Genomic DNA, 16,947 nt, shown 5'->3' with positions numbered 1-16,947 from the left:
GCCCCGAGCCCCCGGTGAGCTGCCGGACAATGGATTCGGAAGTCGGGCACGCCGGGCGAGAGTCCTGGTAGCGTCCCGGCGGTGCGTGGCAGCCGCGGCGCGCCTGATGCACTTGGACGAATGCGCAACTGTGACTGACAAATCGACATCCGGGGCCGCCGCCGAGGTCGGCCTCGATCTCGTGGCGCCCGAGCTGCTCGCGCCGGCGCTGCGGCGGCTCACCCTGGCCGCGCTGGGCGTGGGCATCGGGATGGGGTTGCTGACCGCGCTGTGGGTGAGCTGGCCGGTGGCCGTGGCCATCGGGCTGGTGCTGGGCGCACCCACCGCGCTCTACGCGATGGCGGTGCAGCGCAAGCGGATATCGCTGTCCGGCACCGTGATTCGCGCCCGCACCTGGCACGGCGAACACAGCGTCGACCTCGCCGCCGCGACCGGCACCGAGATCCTGGTGTACCCCGGCAAGATCAGCCGGGTACTGCTGCGGGTGACCTCGAAGGGTGACACCCGCACGGTGCCCCTGGCCATCTACACCGATTCCGGCAGCGGCCGCGAACTACACATCCTGGGCCTGCGCAAACTCGCCGACGCACTGGCCACCTGCCCCCTGGCGGCCGCCCTCGCGGTCTCCGAGCTCCTCGTGCACCAGCTGCGCGCCGAGGCCCGCGACGCCAACGCGGAGGAACGCCCGCTCTATCGGGCGATGAAGATGGTCCGCTCGCGCGATGTCGTCCCGATGGTCGTCCTGTCCGACGCCGATATCTCCGAACTCACCCGCTGAGCGCGGTCGCGCTTCCGGCCACGCCGCACGCTGCTCGAGCCCGTGGGCGGCTCGGAGCGGGCTGCTCGTGAGCGGCGCGCGCACACGGGTCGGGATGGCTTGGCGCGCAGCGTACTTCGGAAATTGTGGCTCATAGTGGCGCAGTGGAACCGAGGAACCGGGCCGGGGCGGCGGAATCAGCGCGACTGGTCGGAATTCCACAGCGACCCGAATTCCCGGTGGCCCAGGAGATCCGCGACGCGCAGCAGCGGGGCGGCGTAGCCGGGGATCGCGCGCGGATCGTGCAGCTGGGCGTTCGGTACATAGGTGAGCAGGTCGGTCCCGGCCAGACTCCACAGCGGGACCGCGCCCGCCACGTGCGCCTCGATCAGGTGCGGACCCACCATGGCCTTGGCATAGGCCGGATCGCCCGCGTCGATGCGGAAGGTGCAGTCGAACAACGGGTTTCCGGTCGCGGTCTTCCGATCGCCGAACAGGGCCCGGCCGAGTAGCGACCACATGCCCTGGGCGCGCACCTCGAGCGGCGGGTACTGCCGGTCGAGGTGCACCACCGTCACCACGTACCGATGGGTGGTGGTGTCGGTGACGGTGGAATCACCGCTGGAGCGGGTGTGAAAGGTCTGGTACGAGTACTCCGCGACCGTCACCCAGTGGCCGCCGAGGCGGCCGACGAGACTGATGTCGATGCCGTGCCGGTGCCCGCCGGGCAGCCGGTCGGTCCACGGCGCGTCGCTCCGGTGATACACCCGCCATCCGGCCGCGGCCGCCCAGTGATACAGGCGGTCGACGCGTTCGCGTTCGGCCCGGGCCGAACGCGCCGCCGCCAGCATCATCAAGCCGACGAATCCCACCACGATCAGTACGCAGAGCCACCCCATCGAAAACACCTCCCCGGTCGGCCGCGCCGTGGAGCGCGGTCGCGTGAATGATCTTCCGGGTGGCTTAACGCGGAGCGTGGCAAACGGTTGGAATCGGCTGTGGCCGGGATAAACATGCAGGTGGTGAGCTTGATCGAGGCGGATGGCCCGGTGTCTGGTTGATCACTTCCGGGCTCACGGCCGGGGCTTTCCTGGTGTGAGCGGGGATAGGGTGAAAACGGATATCTCGACTATGCGAGGAGTTCGTGGTGAGCGAGCAAGGTCGTCCGGAACCCGTAACCGTCACCGTCACCGGCGCCGCCGGGCAGATCGCCTACGGGCTGCTGTTCCGCATCGCGTCCGGGGCGCTGCTGGGCGAGCGGACACCGATCCGGCTGCGACTGCTCGAGATACCGGCCGCGGTCTCCTCCCTCGAGGGTGTGGCCATGGAACTCGAGGACGGGGCGTTCCCGCTCCTGGCCGGCATCGACATCGCCGACGACCCGTGGGTGGGCTTCGACGGGGCGAACATCGCGATCCTGGTCGGCTCGCGACCGCGCACCGCGGGTATGGAACGCGCGGACCTGCTCGCGGCCAACGGCCCGATCTTCACCGATCAGGGCGCGGCCATCAACGCCAACGCCGCGGACGACGTGAAGGTGCTGGTGGTCGGCAACCCGGCCAACACCAACGCCTACATCGCCATGAGCAACGCGCCCGACGTACCCGCCGAACGCTTCACCGCGCTGACCCGGCTCGACCACAACCGCGCCATCGCGCAGGTCGCCCAGCGCACCGGCGCGGCCGCCGCCGACATCGAGCGAATCGCCATCTGGGGCAACCACTCCGCCACGCAGTATCCGGACCTGAGCTACGCCACGGTGGGCGGCAAGCCCGCCCTCGAGCTCATCGACGACCGGAACTGGGTGGAGAACGACTTCATTCCCACCGTGCAGCAGCGCGGCACCGCGATCATCAAGGCGCGCGGCGCGTCCTCGGCGGCGAGTGCGGCCAGCGCCGCCATCGACCACGTGCACGACTGGGTGCTGGGTACCGCGCCCGGCGAGTGGGTCTCGATGGCCGTGCCCTCGGACGGGTCGTACGGGGTGCCGCGCGGGTTGATCAGTTCGTTCCCGGTCACCTGCGCGAACGGTGAGCACAGCATCGTGCAGGGGCTCGAGATCGACGACTTCTCGCGCGCCCGAATCGATCTGAGCGTGGCGGAGCTGGCGGCCGAGCGCGACGCGGTGATCGAACTCGGCTTCGCCAAGCACTCCTGAGTCGCGAGCGGGCCGACTCCGAACGCACATCGCGTGCGCTCCCGGTGTGGGAGCGCACGCGAATCGGATTCCGGCCCTTGCCTACCGGGCGCGAGTGCTCAGCTGTTGAGCTTGCCGATGATCTTCTCGCCGTACCACTTGATCTTGACGATCTTCTCGTCGAGCGTCTCGGTGTCGTGCTCCTTGGCGTAGGAGTTGCGGAAGCCGACGATCGCGTCGGTGATGCCCTTGTCCTCCATGCGCTTCACGCCGTCGACCGAGTACGCGTCCATCGAGGCCGCGTGGATCTCGAACTCACCGGGATTGTCGCGCTCGCTGCGCAATTCGTTGATGCGCGCCAGGTACCGATCCAGATCCTCGGGCTTGCCGCCCGCGTGCATCCAGCCGTCGGTCAGGCGCACCGCGCGCCGCAGCGCCGCGTCGCTGTGCCCGCCCACCAGAATCGGCAGCGGCTCGGTCGGGGCCGGGGTCATCTTGATCTTCTGGATGTCGTAGAACTCGCCGTGGTACTCGAAGTACTCGCCGGTCGACAGGCCCTTGAGGATCTCGATGCACTCGTCCAGGCGCTTGCCGCGCTTCTCGAACGGCACGCCCATGATGTCGAAGTCCTCGGGCCACGGGCTGATGCCCACGCCCAGCGCGAAACGGTTGTTGCTCAGGCGTGCGAGCGAACTCGCCTGCTTGGCCACCAGTACCGGCGGGCGAATGGGCAGCTTGAGCACGAAGGGGGTCAGGCGCAGGGTGGTGGTGGCAGCCGCGATGGCCGCCGAGAGGACGAACGTCTCGATGAAGGGCTTGTCCTCGAGGAACTCGCGATTGCCGTCGGCGTTGTACGGGTACTTGGAGTCGGACTCCGCCGGGTAGGCGATGCTGTCCGCGACGGTGATGCTGTGGAACCCGGCCTCCTCGGCGGCCCGCGCCAGGGGGATGTAGTAATCCGGGTTGGTCATCGCCTCCGCGTAGGTGAAGCGCATCGGGATCGTCCTCTCGACGGTGAGCAAGTACGAAAACTAGAACAGATTCTAGTTTGTAGCCGTGATGCTAGCGGGGGTTCGAGCGCACTGGCCAGTAGTCGGCGAGATCGGGGCGAATTGCCGCCGATCGGCCCGAAGTGCCTGATCCGTTGTAGCGCACCCGGCTGGTGACCGGGGCGGGCGGTCCCGATAGCCGAGATCGGCAGCGGGGTGGGTTGCGGCAGTAATCTGAACCTTGTTCTAATCGCAGGCATGACCATTGCCATCACCGGATCCGGGTCGGGCATCGGAGCGGCCACCGCCGCCGCGCTCACCGCGGCGGGCCACGACGTCATCGGCATCGACCTGCGCAACGCCGACATCACCGCCGATCTGACCGATCCGGCCGCCCGGGCCGCGGCCGTCGACGCGGTGCTCGAACGCTCGGGCGGCGCGCTGAGCGGACTCGTGCTCTGCGCGGGCGTCGGCCCGCACGTTCCGAACCCCGAGCTCTTGGTCGAGATCAACTACCGCGCCACCGTCGCCTTCCTGGACGCGCTGCTCCCGGCGCTGCGCAAGGGCGAATCGGCTGCGGCGGTGGTGGTTTCGTCGGTCGCCTCGACCCACATCCAGTGGGCCGACAACCCGATCAACAAGGGGACCGAGGCCGAAGCCTTCGCCGAGGCGGGCGATTTCGCGGGCCAGTACGCCTACGCCTCGTCCAAGAACGCGGTGACCGTGGCCGTGCGCGAACGCGCGCCCGAATGGGGAGCGGCGGGCGTGCGCCTGAACACCGTGGCCCCCGGCGGCGTCGACACCCCGCTGCTGCGCGCCGGCATGGACGACCCGCGCTACGGCGAGGCCATTCGCAACTTCATTCCGCCGATCGGGCGCAACGGAACTCCCGATGAGATAGCGTCCCTGATCGCGTACCTGCTCGGCCCGCAGGCCGGTTTCATCCACGGCGCTCAGTTCGTCATCGACGGCGGGATCGACGCCCAGGTTCGCCCCACAGCGGTCTGATCCACCCGCCGGTCACGCACCGGCCCCCGTACGGTGTCGGAGCCCGCGAGGTGTACAAATCGCGTTCCGCCTCCACGATGCCGCGGTCCCGGAGCAGCTACTCCGACGGCCGCGGCATCACCTTTCGGCGGGGCCGGCCTCGTGGCGCGGCACCATGATCGGCGATGCACGGCAGTCGATCCGGCGTGGCCCGGGTGGTTCCGGCCGGCGTGGCTCGGCAGCTCGATCGGCGCCGCCGGGTTCTACGGCGTCCCGGCGGTCGAATCCGGGCGGTGGGGTCGTCGTGGCAGCGTGGCTGGGCGGTTCGATCGAGGCGGCCGGGCTGTGCGGCGCCGGGCAGTCGATCCGGCGCGGTCGGGCAAAGCGGTGCGGTGCGGCTCGGCAGTCCGATCGGCGCGGGACGTATCTCGCCGTCGATTCGATTGCGTGGCAACGTACCTGGCCCCACCGTGGTGCCCGACCGCACCCAGCTGCCGGCCGTGCCGGCCGATGTGCGGCTCACGCCGCCCGCTCGAGTAGTTTCTCGCTGCCCGAACCCGCTCGAATGATGCGCCGAGTGGTGCTGGGCCGGTGCTCAGGCCTCGTCGCTCTGGTCGGGTGCGGCCTGTTCGTCCAATTCGCCGATGACACTCGGCGTCGCCGCGCCCAGATCGCCGGTGAGTTCGCTTTCGCCGGAAACGTTTTCGTAGGGCTGCACCGCGCGCGCGTGGTCCTGATCCGCGCCGCCCCGGTTCGCGGCCGCCGCGGCGGGGGAGCCTATGAAGCCCGGGGAACCGGGTCCGGCCGTGCCGGGCGCACCGGAGCCGCCCGCGCCCACGGGAGCTCCCGCGCCCGCGCCGGGACTGCCGCCGGGAATCGAGGAGCCGGGAGCGCCCGGCGTGGACGGGATTCCGCCGCCGCTACCCAGCCCGCTGCCACCACCCGGCCCGCCGCCTGCGCTGAGACCGCCGCCACCGGCTCCGCCGCTACCCAGGGCCGCTGCCCTGGTGTCCGGATCGGTGGGCGTACCCGGCTCACTCACACCCGGATCGGTGCTCGCCGGATTCAGGCTGCCCTCGAGGAGTTGCTTGGCCTGCTCCAGAATCGGCTGACCGACGTTCTGCGCCAGCGACTTCGCCACCGCGGCGGGGTCGGGACCGCTGCCCGGTCCGAGCAGCTCGCCGACCATCCCGTTGACCTGCGCGGTGTAGCCCGCGAGCTCGCCGCGGGTGAGGTTGACGACCGTGATCGCCGAGGCGAGATGTTCGGTGGCCGAGGTGATGAGCGCGGTCTGCGCGGGCGGAGCCAGGATCACCGGGGCCAGGGCCGTGGCCTGGGCGGCGAAGGACTGCGCGATCGCGGTGAGCTGGACATTGCCGCGCTGCACCACCGCCGCGGCCTGCTCGGTCACCGCGGACAGATCGACACCGCGCTGCGCTGTCTCCCGCCCGTGCGCCTGGGCCTGCTGACTTGCCGCCTGTGCGCTGTCGGACGCCTTGCCGTCCCACGCCGATTCGACGGTCTCGAACGCGCCCTTGCCCACCTGCACGGCTGTCTCGATGAGCTGGGAGCCCTGACTCAGCAGGGTGGCCGGGTTCAGCCCGCCCAGCACGCCGGTGCCGAAGCTGCTGATCAGCTCCAGGAACGGTGCGAACAGCGCGTCCAGTCCGGGGATCGCGGGCAGCGCCAGGCCCTTCATGAGATCGCCGATCGGGTCCGCGGGCAGCGGCGGCAGGACCGGCAGGTTCGCGGCCGCGTCGCTCAGTGCGGCCTGGGCGGCATCGAGGGCGGCGGGGATGCCGTTCACGGCGCTCTGCGCGCCCGACAGCAGGCTCTGCGCGTCGCCGAGGGCGTGCTGCGCACCGGAGAGCACGCCGGTGGCGGCATCGACGCCGGGAGCCGCGGCGTCGCCGAGCGTGGCCGCGTCCCGGGGGTCCGGACCCTGCCCGCCGCCGGAGCCGAGCGGCGGACCGCCGGTCAGCGGTGCGTCCTCCGGCTCGATCTCTTTGCGGGACAACAGGAATGCGGGTGCTTCGAATGGGGCGATGTCGTCGGGGAGCTGCCCCAGCCGCAGGTCCGGCAGGCCGCCGAATACGACCGTGCTGCCGTCGCCCGACCCGATCGGGTCGTCGGCGAGATCTCCGGCCGGGGCCGCCGCGCCGATCACGCCGTCTTCGAGGGGGCTCACGCCGGATCGCCGATCGCGCCCGCGATCGAGTCCAGTCCGCCGGCGAACGATTCGTCGGCGACGTCATAGGTGGCGGCCGAGCCGAAGGCGGCCTGCCCCAGGTGCGCGAACCGGCTCGACAGCGAGTTGATGTCCTTGTCGTGCAGCAGTTCGGCGACCGCGAAGCCGGCCAGGAAATCGGCCCCGATGAGTCCGAAGACCGGGGTCATGGCGGCGACGTGGGCTACCGTGTCCAGGCCGCCGGTCGCGGCGATATCGGCGGCGACGCCGTCCTGGGCCGTGGCAAAGGCTCGAACCGCGCCGGTATCGACAGAGAGATCGGCCATCGGTGCCCCCCAATCGTCATGGACATGCGCGTGCGAATATAACGCGTCGAGCGTCCAGCTCGGCGGGTCGGATGAACCTCGCGCACCCGCGAGCGTCTACCCCGTTGGGTACGCGAGCGTCTCTCGATCGGGTCCCGGCCGTTCTTGCAAATTAGAACAAGTTCTATATTCTTCATCACATGAAGGTCGCAGTCACCGGCGCCGCCGGGTTCCTTGGCACCAATTTGCTTCGCCTGCTTACCGATCGCGGTCACGAGGTCACCGCCATCGACCGTGTCAAGCCCGCCGGACCGGCCGTCCCGGGTGTCACCTGGGTCAGCGGCGACGTGCTCGATCCCGCGTCCATGCGCACCACCCTGGAGGGTGCGGAGGTCGTCTACCACCTGGTCGCGCTCATCACCCTCGCGCACAAGAACGATCTCGCCTGGCGGGTCAACACCGAGGGTGTGCGCGTGGTCGCCGAGGCCGCGCTCGAGGTCGGTGCGCGCCGCATGGTGCACACCAGCTCGATCCACGCGTTCAACCAGTACACCTGCGGCGGCACCATCAACGAGCGTTCGCCGCGGTCGATCGATCCCGATCTGCCGGTCTACGACCGCTCCAAGTTCCAGGGCGAGGTCGAGCTGCGCAAGGTCATCGATCAGGGCCTGGACGCTGTCGTCTGCAACCCGACCGGTGTGTACGGCCCGGTCGACAACACCGATTCGCGCATCAACAAGACGCTGTGGGACGCCGCGCGCGGCCGCGTGCCCGTCATGATCAGCGGCGGCTTCGACCTGGTCGACGTGCGCGACGTGGCCAACGGCCTCATCCTGGCCGGCGAGCGCGGCAAGACCGGTGAGAACTACCTGCTCGGCGGGCATTTCACCAACATGTTCGACGCCACCCGCCTGGCCGCCGAGGTCAACGGGAAGCTCAAGCCCGCCTTCGCCATTCCGGCCAAGTTCATCAACGCGCTGATGCCGGTGCTCGAGCCCGCCGCCAAGGCCGTGGGCAGCGACCGCATCTCCAAGGCGGCCATGGGCGCGCTGCTGTCGGCGCCGGTCGTGGAACACGACAAGGCGAGCACCGATCTCGGCTACCGGCCACGCCCGGCGGAGGAGACGATTCGCGACCTCGTGGCCTTCTACAACGGGCAGAACTTCAAGACGGTCACCCAGAAGATCGCTTGACACCAGGTAGAACAAATGTTCGACTTGTGTGGTGCGGTGGCAGAGCCAGACCCTCGAGGCCGATGACGGCGCGCTGCCCGGGCTCGAACGCGCGGGCTTCGTACGCAGCGTACAAACCCCGGAGTTCGAAGGCATCACTTTTCACGAAGTGCTCTGCAAGAGCGCACTGAACAAGATGCCCGAGGGCGGCACGCTGCCGTTCAACTGGACGGTCAACCCCATGCGGGGTTGTACCCACGCCTGCCGCTACTGCTTCGCCCGCCCCACTCACGAATACCTGGACCTGGACGCGGGCGAGGACTTCGATCGCCAGATCGTGGTCAAGACCAACATCGCGGCGATCCTGCGCCGGGAAGTGCACAAGCGCTCCTGGCGTCGGGAAGTCGTTGCGCTGGGGACCAATACGGATCCGTATCAGCGCGCTGAGGGACGCTACCGGCTGATGCCTGGCATCATCGGCGCACTCACCGAATCCGGCACCGGGTTCTCCATTCTCACCAAAGGCACACTGCTGCGCCGGGATCTGCCGCTGCTCACCCAGGCGGCGCGTCAGGTTCCGGTGCATCTGGCCGTGTCCATCGCCATGCTCGATCCGGAACTGAGCGAAGCGCTCGAACCGGGAACACCGTCGCCGCGCGCGCGGCTCGAGCTCGTGCGCGCCCTGGCCGATGCCGGGTTCGCGGTGAATGTCATGGTGGCGCCGATCATTCCGTGCCTCACCGACGGCCGGTCGCAACTGGACGAGCTCTTCGCCGCCATCGCAGAGGCCGGGGCCGCGAGCGCGGTCGCCTTTCCCATGCATCTGCGCGGAAGCACCCGCGGCTGGTTCCTCACCTGGCTCGCCGAACAGCACCCGGCGCTCATCCGGCGCTATCGACAGCTGTATGGTCGCGGGACTTCAGTGACACCGGAGTACTCCGCGTGGTTGCGCGGCCGGATCGATCCGTTGCTGGACAAGCATGGTTTGAACCGCGAACGGCAGGCCGAGCCTCTCGAGCGTGCCGCCGAATCGCATACGCCCGACCCGCAGCTGGCACTGTTCGCCTGACGCCGGCCGCGAAATCTCGACGTTTCACCGCTGTTTTCGCGGGTGTGTCGCGAATATAGCGGAGTAGTTTGGCGTTGGTACCTCTCACGGACGAGGAAGTGATGCAGGCGCATGGGTTCCCAGCATGACGAATCGGTGACAGCGGCCCGAAACGGCGCTGCCGCAGAGAAATTGGAAAAGGTTGTAATTCGCTTCGCCGGCGATTCCGGTGACGGTATGCAGCTCACCGGTGATCGATTCACCCATGAGGCAGCCGCTTTCGGAAATGATCTTGCTACGCAGCCGAACTTCCCGGCCGAGATCCGCGCGCCCCAGGGCACGCTGCCGGGTGTCTCGTCGTTCCAGATCCAGATCGCCGACTACGACATCCTCACCGCCGGTGACCAGCCCGATGTGCTGGTGGCGATGAATCCCGCGGCCCTGAAGGCGAATCTGGAGGAGCTGGCGCGCGGGGCCACGCTCATCGTAAATACGGACGAATTCACCAAACGTAATCTTTCGAAGGTCGGCTACGCCGGTGATCCACTCGCCGACGGGACGCTGTCCGATTTCGTGGTGCATCAGGTGCCCATGACGTCGCTGACGCTGGCCGCTACCGAACCGACCGGTGTGGGCAAGAAAGACGGCCAGCGCGCGAAGAATATGTTCGCGCTGGGATTGCTCTCTTGGATGTACGGCCGTCCGCTCGGCGGCACCGAACAGTTCCTCCGGGAGAAATTCGGGTCCAAACCCGAAGTGGCAGAAGCGAATATTCTCGCATTCCGGGCGGGATGGAATTATGGCGAAACCACCGAGGCCTTCGCCACCACCTACGAGGTCGCCCGCGCGACGCTGCCCGCCGGGACCTACCGGCAGATCACCGGCAATACCGCCCTGGCCTACGGCCTGGTGACCGCCGGTCAGCTGTCCGGGCTGCCGGTGTTCCTGGGCACCTACCCGATCACTCCGGCCTCGGACATCCTGCACGAGTTGAGCAGGCACAAGAACTTCGGCGTCACCACCTTCCAGGCCGAGGACGAGATCGCCGGAATCGGTGCGGCCCTGGGCGCTTCGATCGGCGGGGCGCTGGGCGTGACGAGTACCTCCGGTCCCGGCCTGGCGCTCAAGAGCGAGGCCATCGGCCTGGCGGTCATGACCGAGCTGCCGCTGCTCATCATCGATGTGCAGCGCGGCGGTCCGTCCACCGGCCTGCCCACCAAGACCGAGCAGGCCGATCTGCTGCAGGCGCTCTACGGCCGCAACGGCGAGTCGCCGGTGCCGGTCCTGGCCCCGCGCTCACCCGCGGACTGTTTCGACGCGGCGGTGGAGGCGGCGCGGATCGCCATCACCTATCGCACGCCGGTCCTGCTGCTCTCGGACGGGTCCATCGCCAACGGGTCCGAGCCGTGGGCGATTCCGCAGGTCGGCGACCTCGCGCCCATCGACCCGGCGTTCGAGCCCGAGGGTTCGGACGACGACGGCTTCCAGCCGTACGCCCGCGATCCCGAGACACTGGCCCGGCCGCTGGCCGTCCCCGGGACGAAGGGACGCGCACATCGCATCGGCGGCCTCGAAAAGGCCGACGGCAGCGGCAATATCTCCTACGAGCCCGCCAATCACGAACTGATGGTGCGCCTGCGCCAGGCCAAGGTCGACGGCATCACGGTGCCCGACATCGAGGTCGAGGATCCCAGCGGCCGGGCCGAACTGCTGCTGATCGGCTGGGGCAGCTCGTACGGTCCCATCGGCGAGGCGTGCCGGCGGGCGCGGCGGCGAGGCGTGCCGGTGGCCCAGGCGCACCTGCGGCACCTGAATCCCTTCCCCGCCAATCTCGGAGCCGTGCTGGGCCGCTACCGCACGGTGGTCGCGCCCGAGATGAACGGCGGCCAGCTCGCCATGCTGCTGCGCGCCCGCTATCTGGTGGATGTGCAGCCGTGGACCAAGGTCGCCGGGACGGCGTTCTCCGCACAGGAACTGGTCGGGGTGATCGACGCGGCACTGGACGGCTCCATCACGGAGATGGAGCAGAGCAAGGCCTTCGCGGCACGGGCGCGGGCCACCTACCGCACGCCAGGGGGTAACTCATGACCATCCTCGAAAATCCGCTCGTCGGAACGGATCTGGGGCTGACCGGACTGTCCGGGGTGCCGCACGCCGAGGGTCCGCAGAAGGCCAAGGACTACACCACCGATCAGGAGGTGCGCTGGTGCCCCGGCTGCGGTGACTACGTCATCCTGGCCACCGTGCGCGGGTTCCTGGCCGAACTCGGGCTGAAGCGCGAGAATCTGATGTTCGTCTCCGGCATCGGATGCTCGAGCCGGTTCCCGTATTACCTGGAGGCGTACGGGATCCACTCGATCCACGGCCGTGCCCCCGCGATCGCCACCGGTCTGGCCGTCACCCGGCCGGACCTCTCGGTCTGGGTGGTCACCGGGGACGGCGACGCGCTGTCGATCGGCGGCAACCACCTCATCCACGCGTTGCGCCGCAACGTGAACATGACGATCCTGTTGTTCAACAACCGGATCTACGGGCTCACCAAGGGCCAGTACTCGCCGACGTCGGAGACCGGCAAGGTCACCAAGTCCACGCCCATGGGCTCGATCGACCACCCGTTCAACACGCTGTCGGTGGCCCTGGGCGCCGAGGCGACCTTCGCCGCACGGGCGCTGGATTCGGATCGGGCGGGGCTGACCGAGGTGCTGCGCGCCGCCGCCGAACACCGGGGGACCGCGTTCGTGGAGATTCTGCAGGACTGCCCGATCTTCAACGACGGGTCCTTCGACATCCTGCGCAAGGAGAACGCGGAGTCGCATCTCATCCGCCTGCGCCACGGCGAGCCGATCCGGTTCGGAGCGGACAACGAGATGGCGGTGGTGCGCAGCGGTTTCGGGCTGAAGGTGGTGCCCGCGACGTCGGTTTCCGAGTCCGAGATCGTGGTTCACGACGCGTACACCGACAACCCCGAGTACGCGTACGCGCTGTCCCGGCTGTCGGATCAGGACATGACGCGGGTGGTCACCGGGGTCTTCCGCGCCGCGTCACGACCGACCTACGACGACGGCGTCCGCGGGCAGCTGGCCGCCGCTGTCGAGCAGAAGCCGATGACTGATTCGACGCTGCAGAGCCTGCTGACGGGCCGCGAAACCTGGACGGTGACTTAGCCTTCGGCAGTCCGGCAGGTTGCGCGGTATTGACGCCGTTCGGCCGACTGCCGATCGAAGGCTCGGTTGCTTCTGGTGGATGCCCCGGCACTCGCGAGTGCCGGGGCATTTTCTGTGCGCTACGGCCTGCGCATCAAACGTTCGTCGTCATCGGGGGAGGGGCCCGCGTCGGTGAATCCATTGCGCTCGTATAGGCGGATCGCGGCCTTGTTGTCGGCTTTGACCGAGAGGATGACTGGACGAGGGTACGCCCAATCCAAGACGGCCCGGATCGCCGCGTCCGATACGCCTTTTCCGCGTGCGAACGGGGCGACCCACATCGAAATGAGTTCGACCGTACCGGGTTCGGTGTCGGAGGCGTACGCGCCGACCATTCCGGCCGGGGTGCCGTCCAAGGAGATGACGGCGTTGTAGGGGACGTTGTCGAAGCGCGAGCGCCAGCGGGCCTCGGTGTCGCCGGCGTTGCTCCATTCGGCGAGGGTGGAGCCGAAAGCCCAGGGGGCGTCGGTGAGTGCCGCCAGGCGGAGTTGACGCCAGAGCTGCCAGTCGTCGGACTGGAGTGCGCGTACTTCGATCACGGGGGCAGCTTACTGTCGGTTTTCGTTCGGTTGTGAATTGGCAGAGGATCTGAATGGCGTTGTATCACAATGCAATTGGGCTATTGCATCCGATCCCCCGAAAAGCCGGCCACGCATCCACCCCGCACCCCCTACGCAGACAGATCCCGAGCAGGCGAGTAGTCGACCTTCCAATCCACATAAACCCCGAGAACACCGTCATCAAGACACCGAAGCCCAACACTGACCCACCGAACATCCCCGTCCGACCGAACAGAGAACCCCACCGCTACAGCGAATCGCTCCGACCCACACGGACAGCTGCACTCAGCCCAGTCCCCATCCTCGTCCCAATGCTCGCCACTATCAGCCAGAAAGACCGAGCTACCGCAGCCGGTACAGATACGCCGGGCAACACCCTCCACGTCATCGGCATCCACACCGAATTCCCGCTCACCGCAGCTGCCGCAAACGGACTCGAGCACTCGATCGACGGGATATCCGCCCGCTTCGAAGTCGCGAAGGTATTCGGTCAGATCCGCGAGATCTTCGCCCCGCGCGTATTCGCCTGCTGTATCCAGAACCACGGCATGAGCCTGCCACGGGGGTATGTCAACTTTCACCCGGATACGACCGTGCCCGCACCGGATTCGGTGCGGGCACGGGGACGACTTCGCTCAGCGCAGTGCGGACGGGTTGTTCAGGTCGCGGGCGTTGTAGGTGTCACAGGCTGCGACCTGTCCGGTGCGGTATCCCGTGAGGAACCACTTCTGGCGCTGCTCGGATGAACCGTGGGTCCAGCCTTCCGGATTCACTCGGCCGGTGGCCGCCTTCTGGATGCGGTCGTCGCCCACTGCCGCGGCGGCGGACAGACCGTCGCGAATATCGTTCTCGGTCAATGGATTCAGGAAGGGTTGACCCCCGCCGGGGGCCGGGAGCTTGTCGGCGTAGTACGCCCACACGCCCGCGTAGCAGTCCGCCTGGAGTTCGGTGCGAACCGCGCCGGATTCGGGACCGCGGGGATCGCGCTGGGCGCGGTTGATGTCGCCGAGCAGGTTCTGGATGTGGTGGCCGAATTCGTGAGCGACCACGTACTCCTGGGCCAGGGGGCCGCCGCTCGCGCCGAATTTGTCGGTGAGTTCCTGGAAGAAGCTCGTGTCGAAGTATGCGGTCTGATCCGCGGGGCAGTAGAAGGGGCCCACCGCCGAGGAGGCGCGGCCGCAGCCGGTGTCGATCACGCCGGAGAACAGCGAGACCTGCGGATCGACGTACTGCTTGTTGACCTGCTTGGGCAGTTCGGTGGCCCACACGGCGTCCAGGCTCTGCACGGTCGCGATGACGCGGCAGTCGACGTACTTGTTCGCGTCCGCACCCGTCTTGCAGTGCTCGGGTGCGCCGGCGGTGCCCTGGTCGGTGCCGCCCGCGCCGGTGAATTGCCCGAGTACGCTGCCCGGATCGCCGCCCAGCAGCAGGGTGGCGATGAGTGCGATGATGCCGAGTGCACCGCCACCGAGCACCATGCCGCCGCCCAGGCCCGGCCCGCCGCCGCTTCGAACCCTGTCCGGGTCGATCTGCATGCCTTCGTTGAACGTCATGGTCGCCGCTCTCCTTCGCACACGCTTCGGCCGCGGGTCGGCCGACCCGGGGTCAGAAGGGGCTCGCGCGGGCTGATGTCGAGCCTTGGCGTACAGCTTGACAGGTTCGCGTGGATATCGGTTTCCACTCGGAATACGTGTCTCACTACGATGGGAACGCGCCCGGCCACCCCGCGGGCGTTTCGAAGTCCGTCGAAAGGAATCCCGTGCTGCGCACCCACTTGGCTGGTTCGCTGCGAAGCGAGCACGCTGGTCAGTCCGTCACCCTCACCGGATGGGTGGCGCGGCGTCGAGACCACGGTGGCGTGATCTTCATCGATCTGCGTGATGCTTCGGGCGTGTCGCAGGCTGTCTTCCGTGAAGGCGTGCCCGCTGAACAGGCTCACAAGCTGCGCAATGAGTTCTGCGTGAAGGTTACCGGCGTGGTCGAGAACCGTCCGGCGGGTAGCGAGAATCCCAATCTGCCGACGGGCGCCATCGAGGTCAATGTGACCAAGCTCGAGGTGCTCAACGAATCCGCGCCGCTGCCGTTCCAGCTCGATGACGAGCCCGGTGAAGAGGCTCGCCTCAAGTACCGGTACCTGGATCTGCGCCGCGAAGGCCCGGCCAAGGCGATTCGCCTGCGGTCCCAGGTGAGCGCCGCCGCGCGCGAGGTGCTCGGCAAGCACGCCTTCGTCGAGGTCGAGACTCCGACCATGACGCGGTCCACGCCCGAGGGTGCGCGCGACTTCCTGGTGCCCGCGCGCTTGCAGCCCGGCAAGTTCTACGCGCTGCCGCAGTCGCCGCAGCTGTTCAAGCAGCTGCTCATGGTGGCGGGTATCGAGCGCTACTACCAGATCGCGCGCTGCTATCGCGATGAGGACTTCCGCGCTGATCGTCAGCCCGAGTTCACCCAGCTCGACATCGAGATGAGCTTCGTCGAGCAGGAAGACGTCATCCTGCTCGCCGAGGACATTCTCGTCGCGCTGTGGAAGCTCATCGGCCACGACATCACCACGCCGATTCCGCACATGACCTACCACGAGGCCATGCGCCGCTATGGCTCGGACAAGCCCGATCTGCGCTTCGGCGTCGAGATCACCGAGATGGCGGAGTACTTCAAGGACACGCCGTTCCGCGTGTTCCAGGCGCCCTATGTCGGCGCGGTCGTCATGCCCGGTGGTGCTTCGCAGCCCCGTCGTCAGCTCGATGCCTGGCAGGAATGGGCCAAGCAGCGCGGTGCCAAGGGCCTGGGCTACATCCTCATCCAGGAGGACGGCACCCTCGGCGGACCCGTCGCCAAGAATCTGACCGAGGCCGAGCGCGAGGGCCTGGCCAAGTTCGTCGGCGCCAATCCCGGCGACTGCGTGTTCTTCGGCGCGGGCGATGCCAAGTCCAGCCGTGCGCTGCTCGGCGCTGCTCGGGGTGAGATCGCGCGCAAGTGCGGGCTCATCGACGAGAACGAATGGGCCTTCGTCTGGATCGTGGACGCGCCCATGTTCGAGCCCGCGGCCGATGCCACCGCCAGCGGTGATGTGGCCCTGGGCCATTCGGCCTGGACCGCGGTGCACCACGCGTTCACCTCGCCCAAGCCCGAGCACCTGGCCACCTTCGACACCGATCCCGGTTCGGCGCTGGCCTACGCCTACGACATCGTCTGCAATGGCAATGAAATCGGCGGCGGTTCGATTCGTATTCACCGCAAGGACGTGCAGGAGCGGGTCTTCAAGGTGATGGGCATCAACGAGGAGGAGGCGCAGGACAAGTTCGGCTTCCTGCTCGACGCCTTCTCCTTCGGCGCTCCGCCGATGGGCGGCATCGCCTTCGGCTGGGATCGCATCACCGCGCTGCTGGCGGGGGTGGATTCCATTCGCGAGGTCATCGCCTTCCCGAAGTCCGGCGGTGGCGTGGACCCCCTGACCGATGCGCCGACTCCGATCACCCCGGTGCAGCGCCGCGATGCCGGGCTGGATGTGAAGCTCGACGCCGAGGGCAATCCGATCAAGGAGAAGTAAGCCCTCTCGACCGAAAAACACCGGCCCGGTATCCATGGATACCGGGCCGGTGTA

Annotated in this window: 14 protein-coding genes; 8 read left to right on the top strand and 6 right to left on the bottom strand. The window is 68.1% G+C overall.

Annotated features, from left to right (window positions below):
- Positions 1 to 130 precede the first annotated feature (130 nt).
- Complete coding sequence (locus tag ACFVBH_RS04955; protein ID WP_354986886.1) at positions 131 to 778, top strand: hypothetical protein; 648 nt, start codon at positions 131 to 133, stop codon at positions 776 to 778.
- A gap of 176 nt (positions 779 to 954) precedes the next feature.
- On the opposite strand, the gene ACFVBH_RS04950 is transcribed toward ACFVBH_RS04955, so the two are convergent.
- Entirely contained in the window at positions 955 to 1,656 is a 702-nt protein-coding gene (locus ACFVBH_RS04950) for a hypothetical protein (RefSeq protein WP_378999873.1), read from the bottom strand.
- A gap of 248 nt (positions 1,657 to 1,904) precedes the next feature.
- On the opposite strand from ACFVBH_RS04950, the gene ACFVBH_RS04945 reads away from it, so the two are divergent.
- Positions 1,905 to 2,915 carry a malate dehydrogenase gene (locus ACFVBH_RS04945; RefSeq protein ID WP_378999871.1) on the top strand — a complete coding sequence of 337 codons (1,011 nt, stop codon included), beginning with the start codon at positions 1,905 to 1,907 and terminating at the stop codon, positions 2,913 to 2,915.
- Between the two features lie 98 nt (positions 2,916 to 3,013).
- Here the strand turns inward: ACFVBH_RS04945 and ACFVBH_RS04940 are convergent, their stop codons facing one another.
- Positions 3,014 to 3,889: a TIGR03619 family F420-dependent LLM class oxidoreductase gene (locus ACFVBH_RS04940; protein ID WP_354986883.1), complete on the bottom strand. Its 876-nt coding sequence runs from the start codon at positions 3,887 to 3,889 to the stop codon at positions 3,014 to 3,016.
- A 252-nt stretch (positions 3,890 to 4,141) separates the two neighbouring features.
- On the opposite strand from ACFVBH_RS04940, the gene ACFVBH_RS04935 reads away from it, so the two are divergent.
- Positions 4,142 to 4,891 (top strand): SDR family oxidoreductase, encoded by a 750-nt coding sequence (locus ACFVBH_RS04935; protein ID WP_378999868.1) that lies wholly within the window; start codon positions 4,142 to 4,144, stop codon positions 4,889 to 4,891.
- Between the two features lie 574 nt (positions 4,892 to 5,465).
- Here the strand turns inward: ACFVBH_RS04935 and ACFVBH_RS04930 are convergent.
- Both ACFVBH_RS04930 and ACFVBH_RS04925 read right to left on the bottom strand, forming a co-directional pair.
- Positions 5,466 to 7,058 carry a hypothetical protein gene (locus ACFVBH_RS04930; RefSeq protein WP_378999866.1) on the bottom strand — a complete coding sequence of 531 codons (1,593 nt, stop codon included), beginning with the start codon at positions 7,056 to 7,058 and terminating at the stop codon, positions 5,466 to 5,468.
- Positions 7,055 to 7,384: a type VII secretion target gene (locus ACFVBH_RS04925; RefSeq protein ID WP_378999864.1), complete on the bottom strand. Its 330-nt coding sequence runs from the start codon at positions 7,382 to 7,384 to the stop codon at positions 7,055 to 7,057. Before ACFVBH_RS04925 ends, ACFVBH_RS04930 begins: the two co-directional genes overlap by 4 nt.
- Positions 7,385 to 7,563: 179 nt before the next feature.
- Here ACFVBH_RS04925 and ACFVBH_RS04920 point away from each other — a divergent pair, with 179 nt between their 5' ends.
- The 4 genes from ACFVBH_RS04920 to ACFVBH_RS04905 all read left to right on the top strand — a co-directional run bounded on the left by ACFVBH_RS04920 (position 7,564) and on the right by ACFVBH_RS04905 (position 12,747).
- Positions 7,564 to 8,556, top strand: a complete 993-nt coding sequence (locus tag ACFVBH_RS04920; protein WP_354986879.1) for an NAD-dependent epimerase/dehydratase family protein — start codon at positions 7,564 to 7,566, stop codon at positions 8,554 to 8,556.
- 31 nt (positions 8,557 to 8,587) lie between these two features.
- Positions 8,588 to 9,604, top strand: coding sequence for an Rv2578c family radical SAM protein (locus ACFVBH_RS04915; protein WP_354986878.1), 1,017 nt, complete (start codon positions 8,588 to 8,590; stop codon positions 9,602 to 9,604).
- A gap of 111 nt (positions 9,605 to 9,715) precedes the next feature.
- Positions 9,716 to 11,671, top strand: a complete 1,956-nt coding sequence (locus ACFVBH_RS04910) for a 2-oxoacid:acceptor oxidoreductase subunit alpha (protein ID WP_354986877.1) — start codon at positions 9,716 to 9,718, stop codon at positions 11,669 to 11,671.
- A complete protein-coding gene (locus ACFVBH_RS04905) occupies positions 11,668 to 12,747 on the top strand; it encodes a 2-oxoacid:ferredoxin oxidoreductase subunit beta (protein WP_354986876.1) in 1,080 nt (359 codons plus the stop codon). The genes ACFVBH_RS04910 and ACFVBH_RS04905 overlap by 4 nt, the downstream gene beginning before the upstream one ends.
- A 119-nt stretch (positions 12,748 to 12,866) precedes the next feature.
- Here the strand turns inward: ACFVBH_RS04905 and ACFVBH_RS04900 are convergent, their stop codons facing one another.
- Together ACFVBH_RS04900 and ACFVBH_RS04895 are read right to left on the bottom strand one after the other, a co-directional pair.
- Positions 12,867 to 13,325, bottom strand: coding sequence for a GNAT family N-acetyltransferase (locus ACFVBH_RS04900; protein WP_378999860.1), 459 nt, complete (start codon positions 13,323 to 13,325; stop codon positions 12,867 to 12,869).
- Positions 13,326 to 13,981: 656 nt separating this feature from the next.
- Positions 13,982 to 14,899 (bottom strand): neutral zinc metallopeptidase, encoded by a 918-nt coding sequence (locus ACFVBH_RS04895; RefSeq protein ID WP_354986874.1) that lies wholly within the window; start codon positions 14,897 to 14,899, stop codon positions 13,982 to 13,984.
- Positions 14,900 to 15,105: 206 nt separating this feature from the next.
- Between ACFVBH_RS04895 and aspS the strand changes: the two genes are divergently transcribed.
- A complete protein-coding gene (gene aspS / locus ACFVBH_RS04890) occupies positions 15,106 to 16,893 on the top strand; it encodes an aspartate--tRNA ligase (RefSeq protein WP_378999858.1) in 1,788 nt (595 codons plus the stop codon).
- The last annotated feature ends 54 nt before the right edge of the window (positions 16,894 to 16,947 follow it).

Source organism: Nocardia sp. NPDC057668, assembly GCF_042799795.1.
Classification (GTDB): Bacteria; Actinomycetota; Actinomycetes; order Mycobacteriales; family Mycobacteriaceae; genus Nocardia.
Note: the sequence above shows the minus strand (reverse complement) of the source record. Positions and strands in the feature narration are given on the sequence as shown.